16 protein-coding genes are annotated in these 14,999 nt (G+C 69.7%); 3 read left to right on the top strand and 13 right to left on the bottom strand.

Annotated elements, in window-relative coordinates; all coding sequences use genetic code 11:
- Positions 1-362: 362 nt before the first annotated feature.
- The 3 genes from ACTWM8_RS26240 to ACTWM8_RS26230 all read right to left on the bottom strand — a co-directional run bounded on the left by ACTWM8_RS26240 (position 363) and on the right by ACTWM8_RS26230 (position 3,077).
- Positions 363-1,139 (bottom strand): class I SAM-dependent methyltransferase, encoded by a 777-nt coding sequence (locus tag ACTWM8_RS26240; RefSeq protein WP_446211313.1) that lies wholly within the window; start codon positions 1,137-1,139, stop codon positions 363-365.
- A 149-nt stretch (positions 1,140-1,288) separates the two neighbouring features.
- On the bottom strand, positions 1,289-1,909 hold the full coding sequence (locus ACTWM8_RS26235) for a GrpB family protein (RefSeq protein WP_446211312.1): 621 nt from the start codon (positions 1,907-1,909) through the stop codon (positions 1,289-1,291).
- Between the two features lie 640 nt (positions 1,910-2,549).
- Positions 2,550-3,077, bottom strand: coding sequence for a hypothetical protein (locus ACTWM8_RS26230; RefSeq protein ID WP_446211311.1), 528 nt, complete (start codon positions 3,075-3,077; stop codon positions 2,550-2,552).
- 205 nt (positions 3,078-3,282) lie between these two features.
- Between ACTWM8_RS26230 and ACTWM8_RS26225 the strand changes: the two genes are divergently transcribed.
- Positions 3,283-3,792, top strand: coding sequence for a hypothetical protein (locus ACTWM8_RS26225; RefSeq protein WP_446211310.1), 510 nt, complete (start codon positions 3,283-3,285; stop codon positions 3,790-3,792).
- Between the two features lie 29 nt (positions 3,793-3,821).
- On the opposite strand, the gene ACTWM8_RS26220 is transcribed toward ACTWM8_RS26225, so the two are convergent.
- The 4 genes from ACTWM8_RS26220 to ACTWM8_RS26205 all read right to left on the bottom strand — a co-directional run bounded on the left by ACTWM8_RS26220 (position 3,822) and on the right by ACTWM8_RS26205 (position 6,582).
- On the bottom strand, positions 3,822-4,502 hold the full coding sequence (locus ACTWM8_RS26220; protein WP_446211309.1) for a class I SAM-dependent methyltransferase: 681 nt from the start codon (positions 4,500-4,502) through the stop codon (positions 3,822-3,824).
- Positions 4,503-4,640: 138 nt separating this feature from the next.
- Complete coding sequence (locus ACTWM8_RS26215) at positions 4,641-5,354, bottom strand: hypothetical protein (protein WP_446211308.1); 714 nt, start codon at positions 5,352-5,354, stop codon at positions 4,641-4,643.
- A 30-nt stretch (positions 5,355-5,384) separates the two neighbouring features.
- On the bottom strand, positions 5,385-6,044 hold the full coding sequence (locus ACTWM8_RS26210; protein WP_446211307.1) for a hypothetical protein: 660 nt from the start codon (positions 6,042-6,044) through the stop codon (positions 5,385-5,387).
- Between the two features lie 175 nt (positions 6,045-6,219).
- Positions 6,220-6,582 carry a PH domain-containing protein gene (locus ACTWM8_RS26205; protein ID WP_088960401.1) on the bottom strand — a complete coding sequence of 121 codons (363 nt, stop codon included), beginning with the start codon at positions 6,580-6,582 and terminating at the stop codon, positions 6,220-6,222.
- A gap of 85 nt (positions 6,583-6,667) precedes the next feature.
- Here ACTWM8_RS26205 and ACTWM8_RS26200 point away from each other — a divergent pair, with 85 nt between their 5' ends.
- Positions 6,668-7,741, top strand: a complete 1,074-nt coding sequence (locus tag ACTWM8_RS26200; RefSeq protein WP_446211306.1) for a DUF4190 domain-containing protein — start codon at positions 6,668-6,670, stop codon at positions 7,739-7,741.
- A 64-nt stretch (positions 7,742-7,805) separates the two neighbouring features.
- Here ACTWM8_RS26200 and ACTWM8_RS26195 read toward each other — a convergent pair whose 3' ends face one another.
- Positions 7,806-8,144 carry a hypothetical protein gene (locus ACTWM8_RS26195; protein ID WP_446211305.1) on the bottom strand — a complete coding sequence of 113 codons (339 nt, stop codon included), beginning with the start codon at positions 8,142-8,144 and terminating at the stop codon, positions 7,806-7,808.
- A gap of 297 nt (positions 8,145-8,441) precedes the next feature.
- On the bottom strand, positions 8,442-8,750 hold the full coding sequence (locus ACTWM8_RS26190; protein ID WP_446211304.1) for a 4a-hydroxytetrahydrobiopterin dehydratase: 309 nt from the start codon (positions 8,748-8,750) through the stop codon (positions 8,442-8,444).
- Positions 8,751-8,988: 238 nt separating this feature from the next.
- Here ACTWM8_RS26190 and ACTWM8_RS26185 point away from each other — a divergent pair, with 238 nt between their 5' ends.
- Positions 8,989-9,378 (top strand): (deoxy)nucleoside triphosphate pyrophosphohydrolase, encoded by a 390-nt coding sequence (locus tag ACTWM8_RS26185; protein ID WP_446214687.1) that lies wholly within the window; start codon positions 8,989-8,991, stop codon positions 9,376-9,378.
- A gap of 169 nt (positions 9,379-9,547) precedes the next feature.
- Here the strand turns inward: ACTWM8_RS26185 and ACTWM8_RS26180 are convergent, their stop codons facing one another.
- From ACTWM8_RS26180 to ACTWM8_RS26165, 4 genes are all read right to left on the bottom strand, one after another.
- Positions 9,548-10,615, bottom strand: coding sequence for a succinate dehydrogenase/fumarate reductase iron-sulfur subunit (locus tag ACTWM8_RS26180; RefSeq protein WP_446211303.1), 1,068 nt, complete (start codon positions 10,613-10,615; stop codon positions 9,548-9,550).
- Positions 10,615-12,531, bottom strand: coding sequence for a fumarate reductase/succinate dehydrogenase flavoprotein subunit (locus ACTWM8_RS26175; RefSeq protein WP_377611899.1), 1,917 nt, complete (start codon positions 12,529-12,531; stop codon positions 10,615-10,617). The genes ACTWM8_RS26180 and ACTWM8_RS26175 overlap by 1 nt, the downstream gene beginning before the upstream one ends.
- A gap of 13 nt (positions 12,532-12,544) precedes the next feature.
- Positions 12,545-13,351 (bottom strand): hypothetical protein, encoded by an 807-nt coding sequence (locus tag ACTWM8_RS26170; protein WP_446211302.1) that lies wholly within the window; start codon positions 13,349-13,351, stop codon positions 12,545-12,547.
- 269 nt (positions 13,352-13,620) lie between these two features.
- Positions 13,621-14,964, bottom strand: coding sequence for a DUF4872 domain-containing protein (locus ACTWM8_RS26165; RefSeq protein ID WP_446211301.1), 1,344 nt, complete (start codon positions 14,962-14,964; stop codon positions 13,621-13,623).
- Positions 14,965-14,999 lie beyond the last annotated feature (35 nt).

Here is a 14,999-nt window from a genome sequence, read left to right as displayed (position 1 = left end):
CGGGAAGGGGCGGTACGACTCGACGGCCCCAGGGTCGAGGCCCCTCGCCTGGGCCGCTCGGACGATCTCGTCGGTCGCGTGGTGCAGCTCAAGGTCCCGATGTCGCACGGCAGCCCAGTGGATTCGCTGGAGCGCGTCTCGAGCCAGCTCCCCGGGGTCAGTCATCCGACCGACCTTCCCGCTGCGCGCGCCGTCACACGCACCCCTGTTGAGCTGCGGAAACGCGTGATACGGGTCTGCCTGGAAACCCAAATGGGCCGATCATGTCAAGCGCCTGGTGGGTGGCGTTGGAGGCCCGTGGCCCGCAGGTGCATGTAGAAGCTCACCGGGCTGCTAACTCCTTGCATCTGATTGTGGAAGCACTACTGCGCGCAGCGCCGACGCGCGAGATGGACGGTGAGGTCGGCGGCAATCTCGACCGTCTCGGGCAGGACCTGCATGATCCGGCTGAATACCTGCTCCCGCTCCGGGGTCGGCAATTCGAGATAAGCCGAGATGGTCGAGAGATGGCCGACGTAGTCGCGAGCACTCATCGTCGACCGCCGCACGATCACGGACTGCCGAACATCGGCGAACCACTCAGACCGTTGGAGCTCCGTGCCCGGCCACTGCATGTCATGTCCAGGAGGCGTCCCATCTGGAGACGGAACATCGTCGCTCTCTAGGAACGGTGCCCGGGCCGCGCGAACAGCTTCCTCCACAGCCGGGTCGGCCAACTGGAGTGGTCCACCGAACGAGGCGAACACGCCGCCCGGCTCCAGCAGCGCGGCCATCCGCGACCACCGGCCCTCCGGGTTCGTCCAATGCAGCGCCGCTGCCGCGTACACCAGCCCGTAGCGCTCGCCCGGTCGCACGTCCTCGAAGGCGGCTTGCACGGTCTTGACGTTTGCTGCCACGTGCTTACGTAGCTCGGCCAGCATCGCCCCGTCAGGCTCGGTCGCGGTGACCGTGACCCCTCGTTGAGCGAACAGACGGGTTGCTTTGCCGGTCCCGGCGCCAATCTCCAGGGCAGTCCGAACCGGCTGATCCGCGTACGTCATCACCAGGTCGAAGAGCTCCACGGGATACCCCAGCCGGAACCGTTCGTATGCTTCCGCCACCACTCCGAAGCTCAGTGCGCGACGAGACATGCCGAGCATCCTGACACGATCTGCGCCGTCAATGCCCGGTCTTTCCGCGCGATCCAACCGTCCCCTGGGCAGCTCCGTAGCAACGACGATCGCTCGTCGGCAGAGTCGGATGGGCCAGCCATCTCCGGCCGCCCCGCCTGGCAGTATTCCGCTGCTCTTCAGCGCAGCCCGCAGCGCTTGAGGTTGTCGATGATGATTGCTGTCTTTCCCTGGACGTAGAGCGTCATGTCCATGGGGTGCTTCTGGGCGATTCGATGCTTTTCGGCTGCGTAGCGGTCGCGGTCCTCAGGATGCGTGCGAAGCCAGTCCCTGAGGATCAGGTGTCGGAGGTGCTCGTCGCAGTCAGGGCCGAAGACATGCAGGTTAACCCCGTGGTCGTGGGTCCAGAGGCATCGGTGCTGGTACCAGTCAGGGTCGCGGGTGCGTAGGAAGTAGCCGGCTGCTTCCAGCGGAGGCACGTATGCATCCTCGTTGGCCGGGTCCGCGACGATGAGGTCGATGTCGAGTCGGTTCTTGGCCGCCAGACCGGGGACGGCGGTCGACCCAACGTGTTCGACCGCAAGAGCCTGGGAGCCTAGCGCAGCACGGATTGCCGCCTCTTCTTTCGCGAACATTGCGGGCCACTCGGGGTTGTAGGCGTCGATGGCGATGGGTGAGGTCACGTTCGCCGGACGGTTGCCGACTACTCGCTTCGCAGCCTTGTCTCCCGTGAGGTCGAGCGATGCCTTGGGCAAGGGTGGAATGCGCATTGGAGGCACCTTAGTCAGGTCGTCGGTCATCCGCCGCCCCGTTCGGTGGGCCTCGTGACCGAGTTTGTCTGCTCGTGTCAGCTAGGTGCTCGCTTGTTCCTAGGGGGCGCACAGGGGGGCACAAGACGCCGTGAAACGGCGTCAACTGGCGAGCAGCCATGGCAACCCGGGATGCGGTCTAAGCAGGTGTCGAGGGCCGTTCCCGCTGGACCGAATGCGGGTTCCAGTTCCGCTTCAACGTCTGATTTCGGCCGGTCTCTCCCTGGTCAGGCGGGATGGTCGGTCTGCCAGCCGGCGTCGGCCAGGCAGCGTGGCCCGACGCTGATGAATGTCTGCTGTCCCATCGGGTACGCGGACTGCGGTACGCGAAGGATCACTTGTCCGGTGCGGAAACGCGCACGACTGATCTGACGTACGCGAGAGGGGATGCCGGCGATGAAGGACAGGATCCTGAAAGGGTTGCGGAGGAAGGCAAACGCGATCGTGGTACGCCGCCGAGCCAAGGACTCCGTGATCAACAAGCCGACCGGCGCCAGAAGGCCCGGCAGGCGTTTCCAGTGAGAGCGCGACCGGCCGGGGGCTGAATGGCCGCCCGGCCGGTGGCGAGGGACGGCTGCCCTCGGGCTGGCTGACGGCTGAATTCCCCGGATGCCGCAGTGAGTCGATGGGGTCAGTCGCCGGAGAACCCGGTGAAGTGGATCTGGTCCGGGCTGCCGTCGACGTAGCTGACGACGTAGACGGCCTCCCAGCGTTCCCGAATCGGGTAGGGATCGAAGCTCTTTATCCACGCCAGGACCTGGTCCGGCGCGGGGTGGACGGTGCCGAAGAAGGCGAGCAACTGTTCGCCGGTCAGCGGGGACACGGTGCACGACGCCGGCCGGTCCGAGACGCCGTTGACCATGTCGATGACGGAGTGCGTACCCGAGTGCGGTTGCGCGGCGAACAGCGAGTCCGGGTCGACCGGCCGGGGTCGCCGCTGCGCGGCTCGCCAATCGTCCAGCAGGAACTCGTTGATCCCGCTGTCGTCGTGCGCGGGATCAAGCGTCGCGCGGAACTCGTTCTCGGTCAGGGCGTACGTCGGGTCCGGCTCCTCGCGGTGGTACGCGCCCCGGTCGTAAACGTCCTGAGGTAACTGCCGGAGCGCGGTGGCGACGTCCGGCTGGTAGGCGACGCTGTACGACCATCCCGAAGCACGCACGTCTTCTCCTCTCGACCGTTACCCGGACTCGCGATCTCCCGCAGACCGACCCGACCGTACTGGGGCGGTCGGACAGGACCGTGGAGGGTCGCTGCCCGTCCGCCGGGTCGGCCGGCCCGTGATCCACGCGCCGAGGGCTCCACTGTGACCCGCCCGTGTCCGGGCGTCCCTAGGCTGAGGAGAGCCGCACCCCCGGGGGGACGAGATGCGCATGCGCCCGGTGGCCGTCGCGACGGCCCTGATCCTGGTCGTGTGGGGCCTCGCGGGCTGCACCCCGCGACTGCGTGGCGAGCTGGGCGTGACCGTCGACCCGCAGGGACGCGTCGTCGGCCTGATCGCGGTCTGTCCCGACCAGAGGCTGGACCACCTGACCCTGACCGACGTCTCGCAGGGCGGGGCGCGGGTGACGCTCCGGCCGGCGGGCGACGACCGCCCCGACAGCGTCGTGCTGAGCGACCCGGGGGACGGGTGGACGGACGACTGGCCGCAGCAGCCCCGGCAGGGGCAGGACCCGCGGGCGTTGACCGCCGACCACGAGTACGTCCTCGACGGCGTGCTGATCGGCACGGGCTCCGGGGACGGGAGAATGGACGGCGTCAGCTTCGTACCCGAGCAGATGCTGGCCGACCCGCAGCTCCGCTCGGGGATGGTGCGGACCTGGCGCGCGGGGGAGTTCGTCTCCGTCGACGAGTTCCGCCGCCTCGACCAGTGCTGACGACCCGGGCTCGGCCCCGAAACGTCCGCTCAGCTCGACGTCCGCGGCTCGATCTCCTGCCCCGGTTCCTCCGCCGGGCGCCGGACCAGCAGGTAGCAGCGCTGCGTCTCGCCCTCCTGCGGGTGGTGCGCCCGTTCCAGCCGAGCCTCCTCGGTGAAGCCGGCCCCGCGCAGTGCTCCGGCGACGGTTTCCACCTCGTGGTAGTGGAAGTCCACATCGACCTCATGGCCCCACCAGTCGGTCAGCCGCTGCACCTCGGCGCCGACGTGGAACGCCACCAGCAGGAAGCCGCCGGGCCGCAGCACCCGCCGCATCTCGGCGAACGCCGGCCGCAGCTCCGCCGGCCGTAGGTGGATGACCGAGTAGAGCGCCACCGCCCCGCCGAACTCGCCGTCCGCCGCCGGCAGGCTCAGCAGGTCGCCCTGGCGGAACTCCACCTCCGGGTACCTGCGCCGGCCGGCGGCGACCATCGCGGGGGAGAAGTCGACGCCGACGGCGGTGACGCCGCGCTCCGCGAGCCAGGCCGCCACGTGCCCGGGCCCGCACCCCAGGTCGGCCATGGGAGCCTCGCCGACCCGCTCGACGAGGGCCGCGAGCAGCGCCCGGTCGAGGGGCTTGCCGGCCAGTTCGTCGCCGATGCGTTCCCGGTACGTCTCGGCCACCGTGTCGTAGCTGCGCCGTACCCGGTCGTGGTCTGCGGCGCGGGTCATGAGGCCAGCCTGCCAGGGGCGGGCCGGTGGCGGTGCCCCGCTCATCGGTCGGCGACCTCGACCTTCCGGCCGCCCTGTACGCCGAGCCCTGCTGGACCGGGCCGCCCGACTCGCGAGCTGAGGTGGGACGAGGCGGGTTCAGCCGGCGGACGACGGCGGGTCGACCCACCGGGTCATGTCGACGAGCACGTCGCAGTAGTCGTCGGGTACGTCGATCCGCGGCTGAATCGTCAGGTCACCGACCCGGATGAGGGATTCGAGTTCCTGAGGCAGGCTCGCGGCGGTCCCCCGGATGGCGTGGCCGTTGGCGTGCGTGAGTGGAAAGTCGATGCCGTAGGTCGCGCCGCTTTCGGCGGCCATGACGTACGCCCGGCACCGCTGGCCGGCCTGGAGCATGAAACCGGTGAAAGTGAAGACCTCGGCGAACCACGGCGGATCACCGCCGTAGGTGAGCATGGCGAACAGCCGTGCAAGGCCGTGCTCGGGACCGACCCGCTCGGCCAGCGCGCCGATCTCCGCCGACGGTACCGGCACGATCGCGTTCTGGTGACTGTCCCGGGTGAGCGACGGGTTGCTGCGGTGCCGCTCAAAGTCGGCTGCGAGGACATCGCGGACATGGTGGACTGCCGCCTCCGCGCGCAGCACCTCGCCGCTGTCGGCCAAACTCTCCAGCGCGAACTCGCCGGCGACCCCGGGCTCGGCGTCGCCGGCCCACAGCGCGATTCTCGTGTGCCCGTCGTCCGCGCGGGCGATGCCCCTGACCGTGGGACGACCTGGGGACGCCGTCACCAGAAGCGGTAGCGTGCTCCGCAGCATGAACTGGTGGACGGCGTCCCTCAGGCTGATCGCCATTTTCCGGCAACTCCTCGCTTCAGTTCCGAGCTACGACGGAACCTTGTTGACCCAGTCCGGGCACTTGTTGTCGCCCTGGCAGTAGGCGGTGATCACGCCGATCGGTTTGCCATCGGGGGTCACGTAGGCGTAATCGCTGCTGTGGGTGGCGTTCTGGGTGATGACGCGGACGATCTTGTGGATCGCGCCGCTGCCCGTGTTCACCACGTAGGCGATGTACTCGATCCGGTTGCCGTTTATCTTGTCCGGCTTGGTCGTCTTGAAGGCGGCTTCCAGGGGAGCGAAACTCCGGAGATTGTGCTGAACGGCGTAGTGATTGTATCCAAGGGCACCGTTGCCCAGCCTGACCGGCACCGTCCGCTTGGACCGGTCCCGGTACTCCTTCAAGATTATCCACCACTCGGCCGGCTTGCCGCCGCCCGGATCCATCCCGATCGCAGGGACGGTGCCGGACGCCTGTCTGTCGCTCGTGGTGAACGTGACCCTGGCTTCGTCCGCCAGCTCGGACACCTTCGGCGGAACCGTGGAGGGCACCCCCCACTGCTGCTCGTACTGCTCGGGTGAGAGGAAGGTGACGGTCGCTGTGGCCAGCTGGTCGGTGCCTTCCGGCGCCGCGTGGACGGCGGTCCCGCCGGTTGTCAGGACGCCGACGATGATGGCCGCCGCCACGACTACCCGCACCGTGGACAACCGCTTCTTCTCTTTTTTCCTACGCAACGTGCCTCCCCGTGATCTTCAGTTCCGATCTCGTAGGAGACTAGTCCAATATGGATTGCGACGTATGTCGATGCGCCTGTGAGAAGGTCCACAGCAATGTTGGACTGGTCGATATCTTCGATTGCAAATGTCAGCACGAATTTCCGGATCAGCTGATGTAGTGCAGGATCACGTTGTGCACGTGGTGGCTCTTCTGCGCGCCCCGGAACTCCACCTCGTAGGTGTGCGTGCCGACGTGGACGGCGATCGCTCCGGTGGAGAAGAACGAGCCGCCCCACGACTTGTTGCTCACCACGCTCACGCTGGTGATCTTCGAGTACGGGATGCTGGTGATGGCGTACCGCTTGCCGATGAACGACCGGTCCTGAATGATCACGCGCCGGTCGGTGAGCCCGATGAACCCGGTGCCGGTGCCGACGGCGTCGTAGACGGCGATGATCTGCTCTCCGTCGAGCAGTCCACTCTGGATCTGCTGGAACTGCTCCTTGCGGTCGTACGTCGCATTGGCCATGGATCCCACGGTAGGAAGCGGACGCCAGCCGGCCCGGTCGACTAGTCTGCACGCCGCATGGGGGACACGGGGGAAGGAACGCGACATGACCACGGACGACACCAGGTCGAGGCAACCGGCACCGCCCGGCCTCGCCGAGGCGGCCGCGGGCGAGTGGGAGCCGTGGGCGGCGCCCCGACCGTCGCACGGGCGGATGAACCGCCTGGCGATCGCCGCCTTCGTCCTCGGCCTGCTCGGCGGCGTGCTGGGAGCGGTGGTCGCGGTGGTCGCGCTGCGCCGGATCAGGCGGACCGGGGAGCGGGGCCGGGGCCTGGCGGTCGCCGGCCTGGTGCTCTGCGGCGCCTGGGCGCTGGCGCTGGTGCTGGTCCTCACCGGGGTGGTGTCCCGGCCCGACCCGGCGGTCGGCGTCCGAGGGCTGCGGGCGGGTGACTGCTTCCGCGTCGACGACACCCCCACGGGTACGCGCACCGCGCCGGAGGAGGTCACCACGGTGCCCTGCACCGCGCCGCACGACGCGGAGCTGGTCGACCGCCTGCCCGCCTACGTCCGGCACGCCGGCGAGGCGTACCCGGGCACGGCCGCCCTGTCGGCGCGGGCCGAGACGGCCTGCCGGCAGCAGCAGCGCAGCTACGTCCTCGACCCGCTCTCGCTCCCGCCGGACGTGCGGCTGCGCTGGTACGTCCCGTCGCGGGTCGAGTGGCCGACCTATCCGCAGATCACCTGCTATCTGGCCGCCGGTTCGGCGCCGTTGACCCGGCAGCTGCGCCAGGACGCCACGGTGGTCCGCCCCGAGCAGTTGGCCTACCTGATGGCGACCCGCGAGCTCGACGAGGCCCGGGCCGTCCTCGCCGCCCAGGGCCCGACCGCCGCGCCGGCCGACCTGCGCGCCATGGTGGCCCGGACGGCGACGGCCAACGGCCGGTTCTGGCTCGCACTCAGCGCCCCGGCGTGGCCGGCGCAGGTCAAGGAGCCGATGGAGAAGCTGATCGCCGAGGCGCAGGAGGCCGCGGCGTACTGGCGGGACGCCGAGAAGGCCGCCGACCGTGACCAGACGCTCCGGCTGGTGGCGCAGGCCGAGCAGCGTCGCGAGCCGCAGACCGAGCTGGCCGTACGCCGGGCGCTCGGTCTGTCCACCGTGCAGGGCGAACCGGCGCGCTGACACGCGCCAGCCCCGCCGGTCGCGTCGGGGGACGCGGCGCGGCGGGGCTGCGGAGGTGCGGTCGTCAGTGGTTGGTGCGCGGGTCGTCGTCGCGGCTGCGGCTGCCCGCCTTCGCCAGGCCCCGGCTGACCAGGTACCCGATGGTCAGCAGGGTGATGTACCACCAGGCCTTGTCGGCGGCGAAGTAGTTCCCGCCGTTGTTGGCGGCGCCGTCGCCGACGGCGTTCGAGGCGATCAGCACACCGATCACGGAGAGCAGGTAGACGGCGAGCTCGGTGGTCTTCCACGAGGGCTTGGTCTCGTCGCCGTGCCGACGGGCGACCCGCACGTCGTGGTGGCCGAGATGGTCGTCGTGGTGGTCAACGCCGTGGGTGGTGACGTTGGTGCCGGTGGGCGTGGTCATGTCAGCTCCAAAGGGGATAACTTCGTGTGGTTAGTCCTCTACGGGCTTTTTCAGCCTGCCCGTGCCGAAGCTTGTACCCTGGGCGACTTCACCGAAACGACGGGTTTTCAGGAAAGCCTCAGGAGAGGGCGACGGAGCGTCGCCGGCCGGCCACTCGGCCGGCCCGGTCCCGCACGTTCCGGCGAGGCCGGGCGGCACCTGCGAGCCCTAGGCTGGGAGCGACGCCGCCGATCACCCCGGCGGTGGGGGACGGGGGCCGACGATGGACACGTGCCACCAGGCTGCGCCGGGTGCCGCTCAGGAAGCGGTGACCGCCCGGTACGCGTCCTCGATGCGGGCCGCCAGCAGGACCTCGCCCTCGGTCAGCGGGTCACCGTCGCCGTGCCCGACCCGGATCTGGGTCTCCTCGTCCCGGCGACTGATCTCGGGACGGAGCCGGAGGGCATCCGCGACCACCTTGACCCGTTCGGTCAGCGCCGCGTGCTGGGTGTCGTCCATCACGAGGGTCCGCCGGATCTGCTCACCCTCCCGGGTCCACCCGGTGAGGAGCGTCAGCGCGTCGCTGAGGTAGTCGTGCTTCGCCCGGCTGTTGAACAGCCCGCGCATCACCGCACCTCCCAGGCGTCGTTGCCGGCTTGTGGCCAAATCGTCGCCGTCCCGTGTCCCTCGCGATGTTCCCTAGTCTGTCGCCAGCGGGACGGTGTGTCCACGCCCACACTTCCGTGTTCTGCTGACCTACCGGTCGGGGACGGTACCCAAACCGACGATTGATCTGGCACGCTGGACGCCCGTGCGGACCGAACGGGTAGGCGGAAGCGGACAGGACGAGCGGCGCGAGCCGAAGGTGATCGTCGGGGCGGCGATCATCCGCGACGGGCGGGTGCTCGCCTGCGCGCGGTCCGCGCCGCCGGAGGTGGCCGGGATGTACGAGTTCCCCGGCGGCAAGGTCGAGCCGGGCGAGAGCGAGACCGCCGCGCTGGCCCGTGAGTGCGTCGAGGAACTGGCCGTACGCGTCGAGATCGGCGACCGCGTGGGTCGCGACGTCCGGATGGCCCACGGCCGCTCGGTGCTCAAGGTGTACGCGGCCCGGCTCCTGCACGACGACCAGCCCAAGGCGCTGGAGCACCAGGCCATGCGCTGGCTCTCCGCCACCGAGCTGGACACCGTCACCTGGCTCCCCGCCGACGCCCCCATCGTGGCCGCCCTCCGCCCCCTCCTGCTGACCGCCCCCTGACCCGCGGGGTCCGCCCGGCGATCATGAAGTTGTCGCCCCGACACGCCGGCCCGGCGGACAACAGCTTCATGATCGACGAGCGGGACGACCCGGGGGAAAGCGACAGGGGGGTTAAAAGGGGACGGGGGCCGGCGGCTGTCGCCGCGGCCCCCGTCGATGCTTGCCCTGATCAGTGCTTCTCGTCCTGGCTCGGGTGAGCGAAGTTGAGGTGCTCCGGCGGCAGCGGGAAGGTGACGTCGTCGCCGAACGGGGACGGGGCCGCCGCCCGGTCGAAGGTCAGCTCCGTCAGCGGCAGCCGGCCGGTGGCGTCGACCGCCGGGGCGGTCGGGTGCGGGACCTCGCGGTGCCAGTTGACACCCTGCTGGGCCTGCACCTCGGCGAGCGGATCGTGCGAACCCCCCGCGTGCGAGTGGACCCCACTCTGACGAGCGCCGCTGTGCACCACGGACTCCTTCCCCGCGCTGCCCGCGGTGCTCTGGGGCGTGTCACCCCGACGGAAGATCTTGCTACCAAGCCACACAAGGGGATCGTACCTGCGGTCGACGACCCGCTCTTTCATGGGGATGATCCCGTTGTCGGTGATCTTGATGTGCTCGGGGCAGACCTCGGTGCAGCACTTGGTGATGTTGCAGAACCCGAGCCCCTGCTCGGCCTGCGCGTAATCCTTGCGGTCCGTCTTCGCGTCCAGCGGGTGCATGTCCAGCTCCGCCGCCCGGATGAAGAACCGGGGACCGGCGAAGGCCTGCTTGTTCTCCTCGTGGTCGCGGATCACGTGGCAGACGGTCTGGCACAGGAAGCACTCGATGCACTTGCGGAACTCCTGCGAGCGCTCCACGTCGACCTGCTGCATCCGGTAGTCCCCGGGCGCCACGTCGGCCGGCGGCGCGAAGGCCGGCATCTCCCGGGCCTTCTCGTAGTTGAACGAGACGTCGGTGACCAGGTCCCGGATGACCGGGAAGGTGCGCAGCGGGGTGACCGTGACCGTCTCGGCCTCGTCGAAGGTCGACATCCGGGTCATGCAGCTCAGCCGCGGCTTGCCGTTGATCTCCATCGAGCAGGAGCCGCACTTGCCCGCCTTGCAGTTCCACCGGCAGGCGAGGTCGGGCGCGTCGGTGGCCTGGAGCCGGTGGATGACGTCGAGGACCACCTCGCCCTCGTTCACCTCGACCGTGTAGTCCTGCAGGTCGCCGCCGGTCTCGTCGCCCCGCCAGATCCGGAACTGTCGCTTGTTGCCCATTACTTGCCCGCCTCCTCAGCGAGGGCGTCGAACTCCGCGAGCTCCTCGTCGGTCAGGTACTTGGCCAGCTCGGCACGGTCGAAGAGGCCGATCAGCTCCGGCCGCATCGTCGGCAGCGGCTTGTGGTCCAGGCGTACGGTGTCGCCGTCCAGGGAGCAGACCAGGTTGACCCGCCGCCACTTCGGCTCCATCGCCGGGAAGTCCTCCCGGGTGTGCCCGCCGCGGGACTCCTGCCGCTCCAGCGCCGCCTTCGCGGTGCACTCCGACACCACCAGCATGTTGCGCAGGTCCAGGGCCAGGTGCCAGCCCGGGTTGTAGCGCCGGCCGCCGCTGGCGCTGACCTTGGCCACCCGCTCGCGCAGCTCCGCCAGCCGGCGCAGCGCGTCGACCAGCTCACCCTCGCGCCGGATGATCCCGACCAGATCCCCCATGACCGCCTGCAGGTCCTGCTGGAGGGTGTACGGGCTCTCGCCGGTGTCCCGCTGCAGGGGCGCCAGCGCCGTCTCCACCGCCGCCTCCACGGCGCCGATCGACACCTTCGGCCGCGCGCCGAGCTGGTCGGCGTACGACGCCGCGTGCCCGCCGGCCCGCTTGCCGAAGACCAGCAGGTCGGACAGGGAGTTCCCGCCGAGCCGGTTGGAGCCGTGCATGCCGCCGGAGACCTCACCCGCGGCGAAGAGCCCGCGCACGATGCCGTACGCGGCGCCCGAGTCCGGGTCCACCTCCACGCCACCCATCACGTAGTGGCAGGTCGGGCCGACCTCCATCGGCTCGGCGGTGATGTCGACGTCGGCCAGCTCCTTGAACTGGTGGTACATCGACGGCAGCCGGCGACGGATCTCCTCGGCCGAGCGGCGGGAGGCGATGTCGAGGTAGACGCCGCCCGCGGGCGTACCCCGACCGGCCTTGACCTCGCTGTTGATCGCGCGGGCGACCTCGTCGCGGGGGAGCAGCTCCGGCGGGCGCCGGTTGTTGTCCGGATCGGTGTACCAGCGGTCCGCCTCCTCCTCGGTCTCCGCGTACTGCTTGCGGAAGACGTCGGGGACGTAGTCGAACATGAACCGCTTGCCCTCGGAGTTCTTCAACACGCCGCCGTCGCCGCGCACCGACTCGGTGACCAGGATGCCCTTCACCGAGGGCGGCCAGACCATGCCGGTGGGGTGGAACTGGAGGAACTCCATGTTGATCAGCGTCGCCCCGGCGCGCAGCGCCAGCGCGTGACCGTCCCCGGTGTACTCCCAGGAGTTCGAGGTGACCTTGTAGGACCGGCCGACGCCGCCGGTGGCCAGCACCACCGCCGGCGCCTCGAAGAGGACGAACTCGCCGGACTCCCGGTAGTAGCCGAACGCGCCGGCGATCCGGTCACCGTCGAGCAGCAGCTCGGTGATCGTGGTCTCGGAGAAGACCTTGATCCGGGCCTCGTAGTCGCCGTGGTCGCGCTTGTCCTCCTGCTGGAGGGAGACGATCTTCTGCTGGAGGGTGCGGATCAGCTCCAGGCCGGTGCGGTCGCCGACGTGCGCCAGCCGCGGGTACTCGTGGCCGCCGAAGTTGCGCTGGGAGATCTTCCCGTCCTTGGTGCGGTCGAAGAGCGCCCCGTACGTCTCCAGCTCCCAGATCCGCTGCGGCGACTCCTTCGCGTGCAGCTCGGCCATCCGGAAGTTGTTGAGGAACTTGCCGCCGCGCATGGTGTCGCGGAAGTGGACCTGCCAGTTGTCCCGGTTGTTCACGTTCCCCATGGCGGCCGCCGCGCCGCCCTCGGCCATCACGGTGTGCGCCTTGCCGAAGAGCGACTTGGAGATGATCGCCGTCTTCTTGCCCGCCAACCGGGCCTCGATCGCCGCGCGCAGGCCGGCGCCGCCGGCCCCGATCACGACGACGTCGTAGTGGTGTCGTTCGATGCGAGTGGTAGTCGTCATGTCCAGGCGCCCTCTAGTTGATGAACCGCAGATCGTTGAACCAGCCGGCCGCGACCGCCATGACGTAGAAGTCCGTCAGGGCGAGGGTGCCGAGGGTGATCCAGGCGAGCTGCATGTGCCGGACGTTCAGGGCGGAGACGAAGGTCCAGGCCTTGTACCGCATCGGAGCCTTCGAGAAGTGCTTGAGCCGCCCGCCGATGATGTGCCGGCACGAGTGGCAGGAGATGGTGTACGCCCACAGCATCACCACGTTCACGAGCAGGACGATGTTGCCCAGCCCGAAGCCGAAGCCCTTCGGCGAGTGGAAGGCCAGGATGGCGTCCCAGGTGTTGATCAGCGAGATGATCGCGGCGGCGTAGAAGAAGTAGCGGTGCAGGTTCTGCCCGAGCAGCGGGAACCGCGTCTCGCCGCCGTACGCCTTGTGCCCGTCCGGCACCGCGCACGCCGGCGGCGACAGCCAGAACGAGCGGTAGTACGCCTTGCGGTAGTAGTAGCAGGTCAACCGGAACAACAGCAGGAACGGCAGGGTCAGCGCGGCGTCCGGGATGATCCACCAGCCGGGCAGGAAGCTGCCGAAGTGCGAGGAGCCCTCGGTGCACCGCTCGGTGACGCAGGGGGAGTAGAACGGGGTCAGGTAGTGGTACGCGTCGACCCAGTACCACTTGTGCATGAAGACCCGGACCGTCGCGTACGCGACCCAGGCGGTGAGCCCGGCGAAGGTGAGCAGTGGGGCGAGCCACCAGCGGTCGGTCCGCAACGTCTTCGCCGCGATGGCGGCGCGCGCCCGCACCCCCCGCGGCCTCGTTGCCGTTGATGTCATTCGAGTCGTCTCCCTGACGGGGCCCTCGCGGGCGGCGGATCACGTTCCGTTCGGTCAGCGGACCGGTGGGACTGGGGTCCACTGCCACGTCTTTGCGCACACCAACGACCGCACCGGCATGACGGCGCAGCTAAGTGACACACGTTACGCCGATCTCCACGGCCCGGCCGCGCAACGCAGTGTCCCGTGTGTCCCGCAGGTTGGAAAGACCCGGAGCATGATCAATGTGCGGAGGACGGAAAAGATCGTCTCCGGTCGACGCCGGACGGTCAGCCGGAGGCGTCGCCGATGGTCCTGCCGGCCAGCGCGGTCACCGCGTGCCGCTCCGACTCCAGGCAGGATTCCACCAGATCCGCCATGGCGGCGAAGAGCTCCTGCCGGCCGACCGCCCCGAGCTGGTCCTCGGCGGTGAACTCCTCGGTGAGTTCGGCCAGGCGCCGGGTCAGCTCCCGGATCTCGGCTTCGGCGTCGCGCCCCCGGCTGAAGACCAGCGCCATGCGCTGCTCGGCCACCTCGGTGTACGCGCCGAGTCCCTGCACCGTGTCCAGGGCGAGTGCCGCGAGGCGCGACCACTGTTCACCGGAGAGGCGAAACAGCGCCGCGGCCTCGGTGAGCCGGTCGCCGACCAGGGGTGCGGCCTCGTCGAGGAAGTCGGCGTAGACCGGCCGTGTGGCGCCGGGCGCGGTGTACTCCACCTCCAGGCACTCGTACAACCGGCGCACCCCGTGGAAGAAGGGCACCGGGGCCCCGAAGCGCCGGGTCCAACCGGTTCTGGTGCGGGTGTCGCGCAACTGGTGGGCGAGCTTCGCCATGCCGCTGAAGCCGAAGTTGGTGTCGAAGCTGTTGTGGAGGACCGGACCGGTCAGGTGCGCCACGGTGGTGGCGACGGCGTCGCGGATCGCGGTCGGCAGGTCGGTCCGCTCGCGGGTGGCGGTGACCGTGACGGCCTGGTGGCGCCCCTTGCGGTGGGCCGACCAGGCGGCGGCGAACGTCTGCACCGGGAGCTGGCGGGGGTGCGGCCCCTCGTCGTCCAGGTGGAGGACATCCCCGTCGACGCCGGCGACCACCACCGGATAGGGGTCGTTGCCGGGCCCCGGTTCCAGTCCGTGCCACGGGAGTCGACTCCGGTCCACGGTGGCGAAGACCGGCCGGCCTCCGCCCAGCGCCGTCCGGAGCCGGTCGATCGCCGGTCCCGCCTTCGAGCTGTGTTCCTCGACGTACGGCAGGCCCAGCCGGTCCAGCGCGGCCGGTACCCAGGGCTGTGGATGGTGCTGGGCCACGATGGTCAGCAACGAGGGCAGGTCGCGGTACTCGAACACCGCGTACATGAATCCCACACCGCCGCCGAGCCCGGCGAGCATGGCCTCCGTGTACGGGGCGTCGGTGTGCGGCGCGCGCACCCCCTGTGCCGCCAGCACGTGGGCGAGCAGACCCGACTCGCGGTGCTGGCGGGGACCGAAGGTGCGGTAGCCGGGCACGAGGCCCGGCGGGAGCACCCGGTCCGCCGACGGCTCGGCGTGGGCCAGCACCTGACGGCGGGCGGTGGTCCAGCTCTCGCCGGTGGCCGCCATGCGGGCCCGTACCCGCTGCTTGAGCTTCTTCTGTTCGGTCATGATCTACGCCCTCTGGACAGCGCGACCGCCGTACC

The organism is Micromonospora sp. IBSANI012, from assembly GCF_052814045.1.
This window is presented reverse-complemented; position numbering and strand designations above follow the sequence as displayed.

What these genes read in the sequence shown, in the direction of transcription:
- ACTWM8_RS26190 (WP_446211304.1), bottom strand. Translation starts at nt 8,750, where the DNA reads ATGCGCGGGCTGTTCAACAGCCGGGCGAAGCACGACTACCTCAGCGAC.
- ACTWM8_RS26225 (WP_446211310.1), top strand. Translation starts at nt 3,283, where the DNA reads ATGCGCATGCGCCCGGTGGCCGTCGCGACGGCCCTGATCCTGGTCGTG.
- ACTWM8_RS26240 (WP_446211313.1), bottom strand. Translation starts at nt 1,139, where the DNA reads ATGCTCGGCATGTCTCGTCGCGCACTGAGCTTCGGAGTGGTGGCGGAA.
- ACTWM8_RS26235 (WP_446211312.1), bottom strand. Translation starts at nt 1,909, where the DNA reads ATGACCGACGACCTGACTAAGGTGCCTCCAATGCGCATTCCACCCTTG.
- ACTWM8_RS26165 (WP_446211301.1), bottom strand. Translation starts at nt 14,964, where the DNA reads ATGACCGAACAGAAGAAGCTCAAGCAGCGGGTACGGGCCCGCATGGCG.
- ACTWM8_RS26180 (WP_446211303.1), bottom strand. Translation starts at nt 10,615, where the DNA reads ATGGGCAACAAGCGACAGTTCCGGATCTGGCGGGGCGACGAGACCGGC.
- ACTWM8_RS26200 (WP_446211306.1), top strand. Translation starts at nt 6,668, where the DNA reads ATGACCACGGACGACACCAGGTCGAGGCAACCGGCACCGCCCGGCCTC.
- ACTWM8_RS26175 (WP_377611899.1), bottom strand. Translation starts at nt 12,531, where the DNA reads ATGACGACTACCACTCGCATCGAACGACACCACTACGACGTCGTCGTG.
- ACTWM8_RS26170 (WP_446211302.1), bottom strand. Translation starts at nt 13,351, where the DNA reads ATGACATCAACGGCAACGAGGCCGCGGGGGGTGCGGGCGCGCGCCGCC.
- ACTWM8_RS26220 (WP_446211309.1), bottom strand. Translation starts at nt 4,502, where the DNA reads ATGACCCGCGCCGCAGACCACGACCGGGTACGGCGCAGCTACGACACG.
- ACTWM8_RS26215 (WP_446211308.1), bottom strand. Translation starts at nt 5,354, where the DNA reads ATGGCGATCAGCCTGAGGGACGCCGTCCACCAGTTCATGCTGCGGAGC.
- ACTWM8_RS26195 (WP_446211305.1), bottom strand. Translation starts at nt 8,144, where the DNA reads ATGACCACGCCCACCGGCACCAACGTCACCACCCACGGCGTTGACCAC.
- ACTWM8_RS26205 (WP_088960401.1), bottom strand. Translation starts at nt 6,582, where the DNA reads ATGGCCAATGCGACGTACGACCGCAAGGAGCAGTTCCAGCAGATCCAG.